The sequence below is a fragment of the Pontibacter pamirensis genome (genome assembly GCF_010015475.1).
In the GTDB taxonomy this organism is placed as follows: Bacteria; Bacteroidota; Bacteroidia; order Cytophagales; family Hymenobacteraceae; genus Pontibacter; species Pontibacter pamirensis.
Genome location: NZ_SSNI01000002.1, coordinates 228,769 through 242,698 on the forward strand (window position 1 = coordinate 228,769; position 13,930 = coordinate 242,698).

Sequence of the window (13,930 nt, forward strand, 5' to 3'; positions counted from 1 at the left end):
TTAGGCAGACAATGTCAAAAAAAATTACTCTATTCCCTCTTTTGCAAAAGTTTTACCCTGCAATTGCCATTATACCAAGATCCCTTGCTATTTTTGGCGCTGAACTAAAATCATGAAGACACTCCGGCTGGACATAGCGTATGAGTACGACTTTGATCTGTATGGCTTGGTGTCGACGGTAAAAGAGCACAAATTAGCCTGGGCTCTGAACAAGTTACTGGGCTTCCGCCTCATCAAGCAGAAGGACCTTTGTTACGACTTAGTTGGGCAGGATCACATAATTATATCTAATTATGAGTATCTTACCGACTATAGTATAGTACGCCTTCTGAAGAACAAGGCAGTTGGTACTGCCCCGGCAAAAGATCCGTTCTTACTGCCTGAAATAAAAGAGTATGACTACGTACTGCAGATAAATGGTCCTCTGCGCCAATTGTACCCGAAGGAGTTTATACAGAGGCTTCTCCGTATTCCGCTGGTACAGTATGTGAAACAATTTGACCCACTTACACTTAAACTAAAAGATAACCTGATATTCTAAGTATGGACTTATCCTTCAACAAAACAAAAATTCTGGCTACCGTTGGCCCCGCAAGCAATACCCCTGAGCGCCTTTTGGCTTTAGCTGATGCAGGTGTAAACGCTTTTCGCCTTAACTTCTCACATGGTGCCTATTCAGAACATCAGAAAGTAATTGATTACGTTCGTGATTTAAATAAGAAACACAACAGAAACCTTTGCCTGGTGCAGGACCTTCAGGGACCTAAGATTCGACTGGGCGATGTAGAAAACGGTGCGATTGAGATAAGAGAAGGCCAGGTAATCAAACTTGTTTGTGACGGCTCTCTCACAACGGAAGGAAGGCTTTCCACTATTTATGAGAATCTGGCTAGAGACGTTAAACCAGGCGATGCTATTCTTCTGGATGACGGCAAGTTGGAAGTTAAAGTTATCAGCACAGACCACCACATGGAAGTGGAGGCAGAAGTTATTTACGGTGGCACAGTTAAGCCACGTAAAGGAATTAACCTACCTGACTCTAAGGTGTCCGCTCCCTCCATGACCGAAAAAGATATAGAAGACCTGCAGTTTGGCTTAGATAACAATGTGGAGTGGGTAGCGCTTTCTTTTGTACGCAAAGCAGAGGACATCCAAGAAATCAAACAAATGATCAAAGAGCGGGGAAAAAGGACCCGTGTGATCGCTAAAATCGAAAAGCCTGAGGCCATCGAAAACATCGATGAAATTATAGAAGCGACAGACGCCATTATGGTGGCGCGTGGTGACCTCGGTGTTGAAGTGGGTATGGAGAAAGTGCCGATGATCCAGAAAATGCTGGTGGAGAAGTGCAACAGAGCAGGCAAGCCTGTGATTGTGGCCACTCAGATGATGGAGAGCATGATCACGAACCCACGACCGACCCGTGCCGAGACAAATGACGTAGCAAACGCAGTGATTGACGGTGCTGATACCGTGATGTTAAGTGCCGAGACGGCTGTTGGAGCCTACCCTATCGAGACAATCCGCAGCATGAGCCTTACTATCCGTACGGTAGAGGCCAACGCTACCAACATATTTGACAAGAGCTATGTGCTGAACCCACAGACCAAGACGTTCTATAGCGACAGCCTTGTAGCCAACGCCTGCAGCCTTGCCCATGACACTCATGCCAAGGCAGTAATAGGTATGACAAAGTCAGGATACACGGCATTCCAGCTGGCAAAGTACCGCCCGAAAGCAAACATTTTTATCTTTACTGAAAACCATGAACTGCTGAATACACTGAACCTGGTGTGGGGCGTACGTGGCTTCCACTATGATAAGTTTGAGTCAACGGACGCTACTATTGAGGATATCAAAAACACATTGTTAGATGGTGGCTATATTGAGAAAGGTGATGTGTTTATCAACACAGCCAGCATGCCGATAAACGAGCAGAAACGCACCAACATGATTAAGTTAAGCATAGCTTAGCGTTCTCCTCTATCTTAAACAGGAAGGCCCCTGCAGAAGCTTCTGCAGGGGCCTTCCTGTTTTTAAACCGGTATGAAGTATGGTTGGCTGACAAGATAAAACACTCCATCACAACGCTGGTGCTTTACATTGCGGTAAAGCAGAACACTCCCGAACCCGGGTTAGAAATTTATAAAACACAAAAAGCCTTACACGTTATGTGCAAGGCTTTTGAAGCGCTTTTCCAGCAAAAAAATTAAGCTGCAGCCAGGCCGTTTACAAGCTTAGCCAGTCTTGACTTGTTGTTGGCAGCTTTGTTTTTGTGGATGATGTTTTTCTTAGCCAGACGGTCAAGCATAGAAGAAACTGTCTTGTAAAGCTCTTGCGCCTCTGCCTGATCAGTTGTTTTCTCTAATTTCTTGATGAAAGTACGAGTAGTTTTCGCTTGATACCTGTTACGAAGACGTTTAGCGTTGTTCGCTCTGATTCTCTTTAATGCCGACTTGTGATTAGCCATATTATCTTATGTATTTAAATCTTTTGATCTGTTCTTAGAATGAGTTTGCAAAGGTATAACCTTTACATATAATTTCCAAAGTCAGATAATAAAAATATTGTTTTACGCCTGAGCAGCACAAATATAGCAAAACATTGCCCTCTTCACTAGTTTCGGCAAAGGGAGCGCGCTAATTATTCTGTCGCTCCACGTCTACATCCACTTCCACATCATCAATTTCACCTAAACGTTCTCTCACTGTGTTCTCAGTTTCATTCCAGTCAGCCTTCAGCTCATCCCATGCCTGCCTTGTCTCCTGGTCCCAATCAGCACTCTCCGCCTCCAGCTCTGCTTCGCGGCGGCGGTATTCGGCTCTTGTCTCAGCCCACTCCTCTTTTGTGGCTGTCTCTGCACGACCTGACCTGTCCTGCACCCAAGCCTCAAATTCCTCTATGTCACGGTTGGCCTCCACCGACTCATTTGTAACCTCCGTTTGCGCCTCGTTAATACCCTGGTTCACGTCGTTCGCCGTTTCCTGACTACAGGCAGCTGTGAAGGTACCCAACAGAGATGCAAATGCAATTGATTTATATGTTGATCTAAAATTCATTTTGTTATTTTGTTGGTTTGTCCGAGTATATACGCAAAAGAAAATATTAATGGTTCAGGAGCACTTTAAACAAAGTGTAGCACGCTATATGCACTAAAGAGCAGTAGCTCCTGATTTACCTCATACTATGCCTATCATTCCTTCCGAACATAAAGCTCCGTTCTACCTTTTCAACGGCCACCTGCAAACTATTGTCCCCAGCCTATTTCGACAGGTAGCGGGCGTGCAGTATCAGCGGGAGCGACTTGTTACACTTGACGAAGACTTTATTGATGTGGATTGGTCCAGGGTTGGATCTGATTCACTAATCATCCTGTCGCATGGGCTGGAGGGAGACACCGCCAGACCTTACATTACGGGTATGGTGAAAGCCTTTAATACGCGGGGAATTGATGCCATGGCCTGGAACTACCGCAGTTGCAGCGGCGAGCCTAACAAGCTTCTCCGCTCCTACCACCTGGGCGCATCCGATGACCTGGACTTTGTGCTACGGCATGCCCTACAGCATAACAGCTACAGTAAGGTATATCTTGTCGGGTTTAGTGCGGGCGGCAACATCACCCTAAAATACCTGGGCGAAGCCCCTGAGCAGGTACCACCGCAGGTAAAGCGCACTGCAGTGTTTTCTACCCCCGTAGACTTGAAAGGTTCTGCCCAGAAAATTTCGAAGATCTACACCCGGCGCTTTATGAAATCGCTGAAGCTTAAACTGGAGCAGAAGCAGCAAGTGTATGCCAGTGAGGTAGACCTTACCGATTACAACGTACTCTGGTCTTTTCCAGAGTTTGATGATAAGTATACGGCTCCACTGCATGGTTTCAAAGATGCAGAAGATTACTACGCCCGTGTAAGCTCAAAGCAGTTCATACCAAACATACAGCTCCCGACGCTGCTGGTGAATGCGAAGAACGACCCGTTTCTGTCTGAGGAATGCTACCCGGTGCAGGAAGCGCAGGAGAACACTAATTTTTTCCTGGAAATGCCTGAACAGGGCGGTCATGTAGGCTTCGCCGAAGACTTCAGGAAAGACCTGTATTACTCAGAGGCAAGAGCGATTAATTTTCTATTAGGGGATAAGGATGCTGGATGAACCTTCGCTACAAAGCTTAAACAAATTCAGATGAAGCAATTCGTCAGTTTGCTCTTGTTTATTTAAACGGCACGTATACAACCTTCTTCGTCTCAAAAAACTCTTCATTGAAGTAGTCTTTCAGGTCATACACCTGGGTGATAAGACCGGATTCGGCAATTTCTTCGGCTAAGTCGCCACCTTTCAGATAATATAAGCCTTTGGCGGGTACGCTTGATTTCTTGAAGCTGCTTGCAACCCAGGGATAGAAGTTGGCGAGGCGGGTAACGGCGCGGCTTACTACAAAATCAAACTTCTCCCGAACCTGCTCCGCACGCACATGGGAGGCTGTCACGTTTTGCAGGTGCAGTTCACGCACAATCTCCTGCACCACGTGTATTTTCTTGCCGATAGAATCCACCAGGTGGAATTTCACCTCCGGAAACATCACCGCCAGCGGAAGCCCCGGCAGGCCACCTCCTGTGCCCACATCCAGCACCGACGTATGCTCCGGGAACTGAACTACTTTGGCAATGCCCAGCGAGTGCAGGATGTGGTGCATGCCCAGCTGTTCCATATCTTTCCTGGAGATGACATTGATTTTCTGGTTCCACTCTTCGTACAGCTCGCCCATCCGTTCATACTTTTGCAATTGGTCTTCGGTAAGTTTCGGAAAGTAACCAGACAGTAAAGTGCGTATGGCAGTCATATTTAATTACGAATTATAAAAATTATTAATGGGTTATCAAGCGACAAGCAAGTATAAAACAGCGGCTATCAAGGCTACTACAGTTACTACGGCCAGGGCCATAAGGATGTCAGCCAGCAGCACAAGTCCCGCATTTTTAAACTGCCCTTCATACTTCCTGGTAAGCTCCTGCTGCACCTTTTCTGTATTTCTGAAGCGGAGATACAGATAACTTCTACCTAAAAAGGAAAGCATACATCACTTAATAAAACGCTGTTATTGTAAAAGCTAAATTGTAGCCATAGTTGCTTTTGCAAAAGTATAAAATAAGAACGGGAATAGCTTTAATGTATAAAGCCCCTGCTGCACTCAGGCAGCAGGGGCTTTGAACGTAATCAATCATTAACCTTAATCTAATCTCTTCTTTAAATGAGGTGCTTTTTGTTTTTCACCATGTCATAGAGCAACTCACGGGCGCGGTGCAGTTGGGCTTTAACGGTACCAAGCGGTGCGTTTAGCTCTGTCGCGATTTCCTCGTAGCTCAGTTCGTTGAAGTAACGGAGCGTTACCAGGCGCTGGTACTTATCTGGTAGCTTCGCCACCACGTACTGCATGATCTCGATCTTCTGGTTCTTAATCGCCTCTTCCTGCGGATTCAAATTTTTGTCTTTGAAGTCGATTGTAATCTCATCGCCATTATCAATCTTGATGGCCGAATCGATAGACATTGTTTTAATCCGGTTCTTACGGATGAAGTCGATACAGTTGTTTGTGGCAATCCGGAAAAGCCAGGTACTGAAGGCATACTCTGGATTAAACTTGTGCAGGTTACGAAAAGCTTTCGCGAAAGCTTCTATCGTTAGGTCCTCTGCATCATCGGCGTTGCGCACCATCTTCAGAACCACGTGATATACGGGCTTCTTATAGATGCTCATCAGTTCGGCGTACGCTTTTTCGTCGTTCTCCTCAACTGCAGCCTGAATAAGTTTGAAGTCGTGCTTTGCTTTCGCAGAGAATTGTTTGTTTACTTCCATCTGAATTTTTTAAACAGTATTACAGATATCCCAAGGAACAAGTAGTTTAAAAAATAAACTACGTCTAGTAAAGGTAGCATCAGCAAGGATATCGTGTCGTTTAGTCGTCGGGCGACCATCATATAAACCGGGAAAACCGACAGATACCGAACACCAACAAGCGCTCCTAAGATAGCTAAATGGGTATTCAGAACAAGAATAATAATGGAAATAATGTAAAAAAGTATATTTGATACTACAAAAATTCCAATTCTTCTTCTATCCGACGCTTTGTAACGTCCGCCAACAGACATGTGTCTTCGTTTCTGAACTATCCATTCCCGAAACGTTTTTTTTGGAATGCTGACCGTCTGTCCTTCCTTGTCGATAACAATGCTAATGTTACTATTGTTCGCGGCGTCCCGAACAAAAAGATCATCGTCGCCGCCTATAGTTTTGATATGCGATGCAAACCCCTTGTTTTTAAAGAAACACCCTTTCGTATAAGATAAGTTTCGGCCAACACCCATATAGGCATTACCCTTGTTTGCATGAGACAAATACTGAATTCCGGTGAGTAAGGTTTCATAACGCACCAAGTGATTTAAAAATCCTTTTAATTGTGCATACGGAGAATAGCCCAGTACCACTTCAGAGCCACTTTTGTAGCCACTCTGCATTTTTTCTATCCAATTTTTACTTAATGGCCGGCAGTCTGCATCTGTTAACAGCAGGTGCTCATATTTTGCCGCTCTTATGCCCAAAGCCAGCGCATATTTTTTCGGATTCAGGTATTCCGGCGTCTTTTTTATAGTAACTATCCGAAAATGTGGAAACTGCTTCTCCAACTCATACAAGTAAAACTCGGTATCATCTTCAGAACGGTCGTTCACTACTATTATTTCAAACTCCGGATACTCCTGGTCCAGCAGCATGGGCAACAGTTCCATGAGGTTCTCCAACTCATCGTGCGCAGCCACTACAACGGAAACCGGCCACCCGGCCCCGGCTTCAGGATCTTCATACCTGGAAAGGGGCAGAAAATAAATGAAAGAAAAATAAAGCTGCACCAGCACACACAACGCCAGCAGCACTAGGAGTACAATTGTAATCAAATTAATTGTTTTGGTTAAGGGTTGAAATGTTGTGTGGGCAATTCCCGAAACAGAGTCACCACGATCGTTTCGCCTTCAAAATTAGTTAAACTATAGGCATTTCCGAAGCACCCCACGATTTATTCAATGTTTATGGTTTGTGCCACGGCAGTTTGTATCTTTGCAGGTTATATTTTTTTAAGAACTTAAAGAACTACAAACCCTCGCGGCAAAGCCGGCACATTGGTGTTGTTTTTTATAGTTGATGCACCGGCCATACGAAGATCATGCAGTTTAACCTTATAGCAAAAGACGCACAATCAAAAGCGCGCGCCGGCGTAGTGCAAACCGACCACGGCGCCATAGAAACACCTATTTTTATGCCTGTTGGCACGGCCGGAACTGTAAAAGCAGTGCACCAGCGCGAGTTGAAAGAAGATGTGAAAGCGGAGATCATCCTGGGCAACACCTACCATTTATACCTGCGCCCGGGCCTGAATGTGCTGGAGCAGGCAGGTGGCCTTCACAAATTCAATGGCTGGGACCGCCCCATCCTAACAGACAGCGGTGGCTACCAGGTTTTCTCCCTGGCTGGCACACGCAAAATCAAGGAGGAAGGTGTAAAATTCAGATCGCACATTGACGGTTCCCCACTGGATTTTACTCCGGAAAATGTCATGGATACGCAGCGCATTATTGGTGCTGACATTATTATGGCATTCGACGAGTGCACCCCCTACCCTTGCGACTATACCTACGCCAAAAACTCGATGGAGCGCACGCACCGCTGGCTGCAGCGCTGCGTGGATCGCTTTGACAGCACCGAACCGAAGTACGGCTACTCTCAAACACTTTTCCCTATTGTGCAGGGCAGCACCTACAAAGACCTGCGGGTGAAGTCGGCAGAGACCATTGCCAGCTTCGGACGCGAGGGAAATGCCATTGGCGGTTTATCGGTGGGTGAGCCAGCCGAAATGATGTATGAGATGACCGACCTGGTGTGTGATATACTGCCGGCAGACAAGCCCCGTTATCTGATGGGAGTGGGTACGCCGGCAAACATCTTAGAGAACATTGCGCTCGGTGTGGACATGTTCGATTGTGTGCTGCCAACCCGCAACGCCCGAAACGGCATGCTATTCACTACGCAGGGCATCGTGAACATCCGGAACGAAAGGTGGGCGAACGATCACAACCCGATTGATGCGGAACTTGGAGGCTATGCCAGCACCTTTTACAGCAAGGCATACCTGCGCCACCTCGTGCGCGCTAACGAGATGCTGGGAGCCCAAATATCAAGTATACATAATCTTACATTTTACCTTTGGCTGGTAAAGCAGGCACGCCAGCAAATCATAAACGGAACTTTCCGTGACTGGAAAGATTTAATGGTAAAGAAACTGATGACAAGGTTGTAAAGAGTTAGAGAGTTTGGGAGTTAGAAAGTTAAAGAGTTATTATCTTTCTAACTCCCAAACTCTCTAACTCCCAAACTCTCTAACTTACATAAGTGAAGCTCCTCGATAAATACATATTAAAGAAGTTCCTGACCACCTTTGTGTTTACGGTGCTGATTCTGGTGTCTGTTATTCTGGTGATTGACTTCACGGAGAAGAATGACGACTTTATCAAAACAAACCCCAGCGTAGGCGAGATTATTTTCGACTATTACCTGAACCTGATCCCGTTCTACGCTAACCTGCTCAGCCCGATTACGGTGTTTATCGCCACGGTTTTTGTAACGGCGAAACTGGCAGCGCACACAGAGATTGTGGCTATCCTGAGCAGCGGCGTGAGCTTCAGAAGAATGCTGGTTCCCTACCTGATGGGCTCCTCGCTGATTGCTGTGGTTATTTTTGTGCTGATTGGCTGGGTGATCCCAAATGCGAACAAAGAAAGTGTGGCGTTCCAGGTGAAGTACATTAAAAGCCCTTTCACCTACGACAGCCGCAATATTCACATTAAAATAGCCCCGGAAACCTATGTGTATATGGAGAGCTATAACAACATCGCTAACGTAGGTTATAACTTTGCCCTGGAAAACATAGAGGGCACTACCCTGAAACGCAAACTTACCTCTAACAGCATCTCCTGGAACGCTGAAGCAGAAAAGTGGCGCATAGACAACTATACGCTTCGCACCTTTAACGGGGAAGAGGAAACGATTGATAAAGGCTCCTCCCTGGATACTACCCTGAACATGTGGCCCAGAGACTTTGAAAGCACCTATAAACTGGAGCAGACAATGACCCTTACGAGGCTGAACGAGTACATCAATGAAAAAAGAGAGCGTGGTGCCGATGACATTGAGATATACCTCATCGAGAAGTATGAGCGGTTCAGCTACCCTTTTGCCATCATCATCTTAACTGTTATCGGGGTAATTATGAGTGCGCGGAAAGCGCGTGGCGGCGTAGGTCTGCAGATAGCGATAGGCTTTTTCTTAGCGTTCATTTTCATCATCTTTGTGATTGCCAGCCGGAGTTTGGCCCAGGTGGGTGATATACCGCCGCAGGTTGCCGCCTGGATTCCCACCACTATCTTCACTGGAATAGGCCTCATACTATACCGTTACGTTCCGCGCTAACATGCCACGTCTTAAAGATTTCCTGGAGCTTCATTTTGTTATTTTCCTTTGGGGCTTCACTGCCATCCTCGGAAAGCTTATCAGCATACCGGCTGTGGAACTGGTGGCCTTGCGCACTCTTATAACAGCCGTGGCCCTGGGCTTTATTATTTACAGACGCCGCACCGCCTTTTGGCTGGGCCGCCAGATGGTGCTGAAAATTGTGGGCGTAGGTTTCCTGATTGCGGCGCACTGGATACTATTCTTTGCAGCGGCACGGGTAGCCTCCGTATCTATCTGCCTGATAGGTATGGCCACCTGCAGCCTCTGGACTGCTTTCCTAGAGCCACTGTTTTCAAAAACAAGGGTAAAGCCGCACGAAATTTTACTGGCCCTGCTCATTATTATGGGGCTATACGTCATTTTTCAACATGAAACAGAGTTCAACAGCATCCTTGGCATCAGCATGGCCATAGGGTCTGCGTTGCTGGCTTCTGTCTTCACCATCATCAACGCGAAGCTGGTAAAGAAAGTACCTTCTACCACCATCACTTGCTACGAAATGGCTGGCGCCTGCCTGGGCACGGTACTGTTTTTCCCTGTCTATACAGCGGTTTTTGCTGAAGGAGGTGCGCTTGACTTTACTTTGTCGGCGATGGATTGGACATACCTGCTGGTGCTATCGCTGGCATGTACCGTTTATGCCTACACTGCCGGCGTACGCCTGATGAAGCGCATTTCCGCCTACTCCATGAACCTGACCGTGAATCTGGAGCCGGTGTATGGCATTGTGCTGGCTTGGTTTATTTTTAACGAGGGCGAACAGATGTCTGCAGGCTTCTACTATGGTGCGGCTATTATCCTGATGAGCGTTTTCATCTACCCGATTATAGATGCCTATGCGGAGCGCCGCAAAAAGCTAAAGCAAACCTTTCCAGATGAGGTAATGGCCGGGAAAGACTAAGTTATCCGGAGCCCCTCCTTCAAACAAACCGTATATGGCAGCGCCGGAGCCCGTCATGGAAGCATAGTCTGCCCCTGCGGCATATAGTTTCTCTTTTACCTGGGGCAGTTCCGGATACTTCGGGAACAGCGCGGCCTCGAAATCATTCACTAGTACCTCTTTCCATACCTTCACATCCTGCTTCAGCAGCAGGTTCATGGTACAAGTCGGCTCTTTCGGAGTAATGCTTCCATATGCTTCCGCTGTTGTAATGTGTATGTTAGGGTACACGATTACGCACATATAGCCGCTCAGGTCCAAGGTAAGCGGCTCAAATACATCCCCTTTTTCGGTGGCAATCACGGGTTTGTTCCTTACAAAGAAGGCACAGTCGCTACCTAACTGGCGCGCATAGTTTTCTAGTTCCGCCGCCGTCAGGTTCAGTTCAAACAGCTTGTTGAGAATACGCAGCGTAAAAGCGGCATCCGCTGAACCTCCGCCCAGGCCAGCGCCCATCGGAAGCACCTTGTGCAGGTGCATGTGCACGGGCGGCAAATCATGATTCTGCTGCAGCAAATAATAAGCCTTCAGGCACAGGTTCGTTTCCGGGTCACCGGGCACGGGTAATCCAGTCATGTCAAACCGCATTTCCGGTGCAGGCAAAATCTCCAGCGCATCTGTCCACTTCACCGGGTAAAAGCACGACAACAGATTGTGGAATCCGTCAGGGCGTTTTTCGGTAACGTACAAACCTAGGTTGATTTTCGCGTTTGGGAAGTCGAGCATAAAAGGCAATTGTGCTAATTGATGGAATGCAATCTATAAAATTGTTAGGAAACAGCTGCTGTAGCTATTTGCATTTCTAAATTTCGTACATACTATGGCTATTAAGGGAAGGGTGAAAATTGTAAATCGAGACGACTGAGAATTGCACTTACTTTCAACGCAAACTCATGCACTTCAAGAGAACAAGATGGCATATTTTTTTTCGCATCCGGCACTATACGTTGACGTGGTGGTAGATATAAAGTGTATATTTATCAGACCAATTACCTGGAAGGTAAACGTGTATAGCACCCAATTCGGGTAAATGCCGTTCTACAAAATTATTGCCGTTGGGGTACACACTCACCGGGATTCAGCACAGATTTAGAAGCAACATGAACTACAGGCCAGGACGAATCTTTCTTTCGGTGCCGCACTTGGGCGGGCATGAGAAAAACTATGTGCAGAAAGCACTGGAAGACAACTGGGTCACCTCTACTGGCCCGAACCTGCCCGGATTTGAGCATGACATCTGCCAGCATACCAATGCGCGCCATGCAGTAGCCCTTAACACGGGTACTGCGGCTCTCCATCTTGCGCTGCGCCTGGTAGGCGTAAAAGCCGGCGACGAAGTACTCTGCTCTACCTTCACGTTTGTAGCCTCGGCTAACCCCATATTGTACCTGGGTGCTACACCTGTGTTTGTGGAGAGCGAAGAAGAGACCTGGAACATGTGCCCGGACACTTTACACGAAACAATTACAGCCCGCTTAAAAGCAGGTAAACGACCGGCAGCTATTGTATTGGTGCACCTCTACGGTATGCCTGCAAAGTTAAGTAACATAATGGCGGTGGCTGATGAATTCGGCATACCTGTGGTGGAAGACGCGGCGGAATCACTTGGCTCCCGTTATAGCGGTCATCAGGTTGGCACGCTGGGGCGCATCGGGGTATTCTCCTTTGATGGCAACAAGATAATTACGACCTCAGGCGGCGGTGCACTGGTAACAGAAGACCAGCAGTTGGCGGAGCAGGCCCTGTTTTTAGCGACGCATGCCAGAGATGCGGCCCCGTTTTATCAGCACTCACAGATGGGCTACAACTACCGCCTCAGTAATATCAGCGCAGGAATTGGCCGTGGCCAGATAGAGATGCTCGAGATGCGTGTCAAGCAGCGCCGTGAGATATTCACATACTATAAAAATCAATTACAGCACATAGAGGGGCTCCAGTTTCTGCAGGAACCTAAAACCTGCTTCTCCAACCGCTGGCTCACGACAGTACTGCTACCGGAGAGCCACCACCCTGAAAAGGTAAGGCTGGCGCTGGAAGAGGAGAATATTGAGACGCGCCCCCTCTACAAACCGCTGCACCTGCAGCCATTGTTCGCACATTATCCATACTATGGCAATAACCTGAGCGCCAACTTATTTGAGCGGGGTTTATGCTTACCAAGCAGCAGCAGCTTAACTGAAGAAGAGCTGGACAAGGTGGTGAAACACCTGAAGCGAATTCTGGATTACGTTTAGAACGACGTTGCAAAAGCACCTGCTTCGGTGTATTTAAGCAATGCCGTATGTTGTATTCACCCCTACACCTGCGATAGTGCCTGGTCAATGTCGGCAATGAGCTCTTCCGGCTCTTCAATGCCAACCGACAAGCGAATCACACCCGCCGTTATGTTCATCCGCTGCTGTTGCTCCGGGCTCAATGATCGATGGGATGTGCCCAGCGGATAAGAAATAGAGGTGGCCACTCCTGCCAGCGATGGAGCAAAAGGAATATGCTGCAGCGCCCGCATAAAACGGTTTACCGCCTCCTTATCGTCCTGAATGCGGAAGCTGAGCATGCCGCCAAACATTCCACGGCCCTGCTTCTTCGCCAGTTCATACTGTGGATGTTCCTCCAGTCCTGGGTACCATACCTTCTCCACCTTTGGGTGCGACTGCAGGAATTGGGCTACAGCTAAGGCATTGCTGCTGTGCTCCCGCATGCGCAGCCGGAGCGTTTTAAGCCCGCGTGCCGCCAGCCAGCTCTCGAAAGGGCTTAGGTTCAGGCCATACACCATCATCACCTGCTTTACGCGCTGTAAGTCTTCCTGCTGCTTGCAAACCACTACTCCTGCCGTTACATCGCTATGGCCTGAGAGGTATTTCGTTACGCTGTGCATGACAATATCAGCTCCCAAAGAAAGCGGCTTCGTGATGATGGGGGTAGCGAATGTATTATCAACCACCAATTTAATCTGGTGCTGCTGCGTTTGCTTCACCAGCTGCGCTATATCAAACACCTGCAGCAGCGGGTTACTCATGGTTTCTAACAACAGCAGGCGTGTGTTAGGCTGCACATAAGGCTGTAGCGTGTATATGTCGGCTGTAGGCACCAGCGTTACTTCAATGCCGATGCGCGTCAGCTCTTTTGTCAGCAAAGCAGATGAGCCGCCATATATTTCCTCCGCGCACAGCACGTGGTCTCCGGCTTCGCAAAGCCCCAGCACCGCCGCCAATATAGCCGACATTCCCGATGAGGTTATCACGGCACCTGCCCCACCTTCCAGCTTATTCACCTGCTCTGCCAGTTCATCCGAGTTCGGATTGCTGTAGCGCGTGTACATGTAACTTTGGTCCTGCTGCTCGAAATACTGTTCCAAAGCATTCAGGTCATCGAAAGTAAACACAGAGGTTTGGTATATAGGAGTGGTTTTCGGATGGATGTGCGGCATGACTTGATATA

At 47.6% G+C, this 13,930-nt stretch carries 16 protein-coding genes; 8 read left to right on the forward strand and 8 right to left on the reverse strand.

The genetic code is table 11. The features are described 5' to 3' along the window. Positions 1-112: 112 nt before the first annotated feature. The 3 genes from E1919_RS03805 (at position 113) to E1919_RS03815 (ending at position 2,213) form a co-directional block, all read left to right on the forward strand. Positions 113-541 carry an IPExxxVDY family protein gene (locus E1919_RS03805; RefSeq protein WP_162052004.1) on the forward strand — a complete coding sequence of 143 codons (429 nt, stop codon included), beginning with the start codon at positions 113-115 and terminating at the stop codon, positions 539-541. 2 nt (positions 542-543) lie between these two features. Further along, positions 544-1,974 carry a pyruvate kinase gene (gene pyk / locus E1919_RS03810; protein ID WP_162052005.1) on the forward strand — a complete coding sequence of 477 codons (1,431 nt, stop codon included), beginning with the start codon at positions 544-546 and terminating at the stop codon, positions 1,972-1,974. A gap of 83 nt (positions 1,975-2,057) precedes the next feature. Beyond that, positions 2,058-2,213, forward strand: coding sequence for a hypothetical protein (locus E1919_RS03815; RefSeq protein WP_162052006.1), 156 nt, complete (start codon positions 2,058-2,060; stop codon positions 2,211-2,213). On the opposite strand, the gene rpsT is transcribed toward E1919_RS03815, so the two are convergent. Next, positions 2,210-2,470 carry a 30S ribosomal protein S20 gene (gene rpsT, locus E1919_RS03820; protein ID WP_115567336.1) on the reverse strand — a complete coding sequence of 87 codons (261 nt, stop codon included), beginning with the start codon at positions 2,468-2,470 and terminating at the stop codon, positions 2,210-2,212. The genes E1919_RS03815 and rpsT overlap by 4 nt on opposite strands. A gap of 169 nt (positions 2,471-2,639) precedes the next feature. After that, positions 2,640-3,059, reverse strand: a complete 420-nt coding sequence (locus tag E1919_RS03825; RefSeq protein ID WP_162052007.1) for a hypothetical protein — start codon at positions 3,057-3,059, stop codon at positions 2,640-2,642. Between the two features lie 127 nt (positions 3,060-3,186). Here E1919_RS03825 and E1919_RS03830 point away from each other — a divergent pair, with 127 nt between their 5' ends. Then, positions 3,187-4,149, forward strand: a complete 963-nt coding sequence (locus E1919_RS03830) for a YheT family hydrolase (RefSeq protein ID WP_162052008.1) — start codon at positions 3,187-3,189, stop codon at positions 4,147-4,149. 58 nt (positions 4,150-4,207) lie between these two features. Here the strand turns inward: E1919_RS03830 and rsmG are convergent, their stop codons facing one another. The 4 genes from rsmG to E1919_RS03850 form a co-directional block, all read right to left on the reverse strand. Next, a complete protein-coding gene (gene rsmG, locus E1919_RS03835; RefSeq protein ID WP_162052009.1) occupies positions 4,208-4,837 on the reverse strand; it encodes a 16S rRNA (guanine(527)-N(7))-methyltransferase RsmG in 630 nt (209 codons plus the stop codon). A 36-nt stretch (positions 4,838-4,873) separates the two neighbouring features. Further along, complete coding sequence (locus E1919_RS03840) at positions 4,874-5,071, reverse strand: hypothetical protein (protein ID WP_162052010.1); 198 nt, start codon at positions 5,069-5,071, stop codon at positions 4,874-4,876. 170 nt (positions 5,072-5,241) lie between these two features. Then, positions 5,242-5,850: an RNA polymerase sigma factor gene (locus E1919_RS03845; RefSeq protein ID WP_115567331.1), complete on the reverse strand. Its 609-nt coding sequence runs from the start codon at positions 5,848-5,850 to the stop codon at positions 5,242-5,244. Then, positions 5,841-6,944 carry a glycosyltransferase gene (locus E1919_RS03850; protein ID WP_162052011.1) on the reverse strand — a complete coding sequence of 368 codons (1,104 nt, stop codon included), beginning with the start codon at positions 6,942-6,944 and terminating at the stop codon, positions 5,841-5,843. The genes E1919_RS03845 and E1919_RS03850 overlap by 10 nt, the downstream gene beginning before the upstream one ends. A gap of 266 nt (positions 6,945-7,210) precedes the next feature. On the opposite strand from E1919_RS03850, the gene tgt reads away from it, so the two are divergent. From tgt to E1919_RS03865, 3 genes are all read left to right on the forward strand, one after another. Next, on the forward strand, positions 7,211-8,341 hold the full coding sequence (tgt, locus tag E1919_RS03855) for a tRNA guanosine(34) transglycosylase Tgt (protein ID WP_162052012.1): 1,131 nt from the start codon (positions 7,211-7,213) through the stop codon (positions 8,339-8,341). A gap of 92 nt (positions 8,342-8,433) precedes the next feature. Further along, positions 8,434-9,510 (forward strand): LptF/LptG family permease, encoded by a 1,077-nt coding sequence (locus tag E1919_RS03860; RefSeq protein WP_162052013.1) that lies wholly within the window; start codon positions 8,434-8,436, stop codon positions 9,508-9,510. 1 nt (position 9,511) lies between these two features. Then, positions 9,512-10,453 carry a DMT family transporter gene (locus E1919_RS03865; RefSeq protein WP_162052014.1) on the forward strand — a complete coding sequence of 314 codons (942 nt, stop codon included), beginning with the start codon at positions 9,512-9,514 and terminating at the stop codon, positions 10,451-10,453. Here the strand turns inward: E1919_RS03865 and ispE are convergent. After that, positions 10,409-11,218 (reverse strand): 4-(cytidine 5'-diphospho)-2-C-methyl-D-erythritol kinase, encoded by an 810-nt coding sequence (gene ispE / locus E1919_RS03870; RefSeq protein WP_162052015.1) that lies wholly within the window; start codon positions 11,216-11,218, stop codon positions 10,409-10,411. The two genes, E1919_RS03865 and ispE, sit on opposite strands and share 45 nt — an antisense overlap. A gap of 374 nt (positions 11,219-11,592) precedes the next feature. Here ispE and E1919_RS03875 point away from each other — a divergent pair, with 374 nt between their 5' ends. After that, entirely contained in the window at positions 11,593-12,726 is a 1,134-nt protein-coding gene (locus E1919_RS03875) for a DegT/DnrJ/EryC1/StrS family aminotransferase (RefSeq protein WP_162052016.1), read from the forward strand. Positions 12,727-12,788: 62 nt separating this feature from the next. Here E1919_RS03875 and E1919_RS03880 read toward each other — a convergent pair whose 3' ends face one another. Further along, positions 12,789-13,919: a trans-sulfuration enzyme family protein gene (locus E1919_RS03880; RefSeq protein WP_162052017.1), complete on the reverse strand. Its 1,131-nt coding sequence runs from the start codon at positions 13,917-13,919 to the stop codon at positions 12,789-12,791. Between the last annotated feature and the right edge of the window lie 11 nt (positions 13,920-13,930).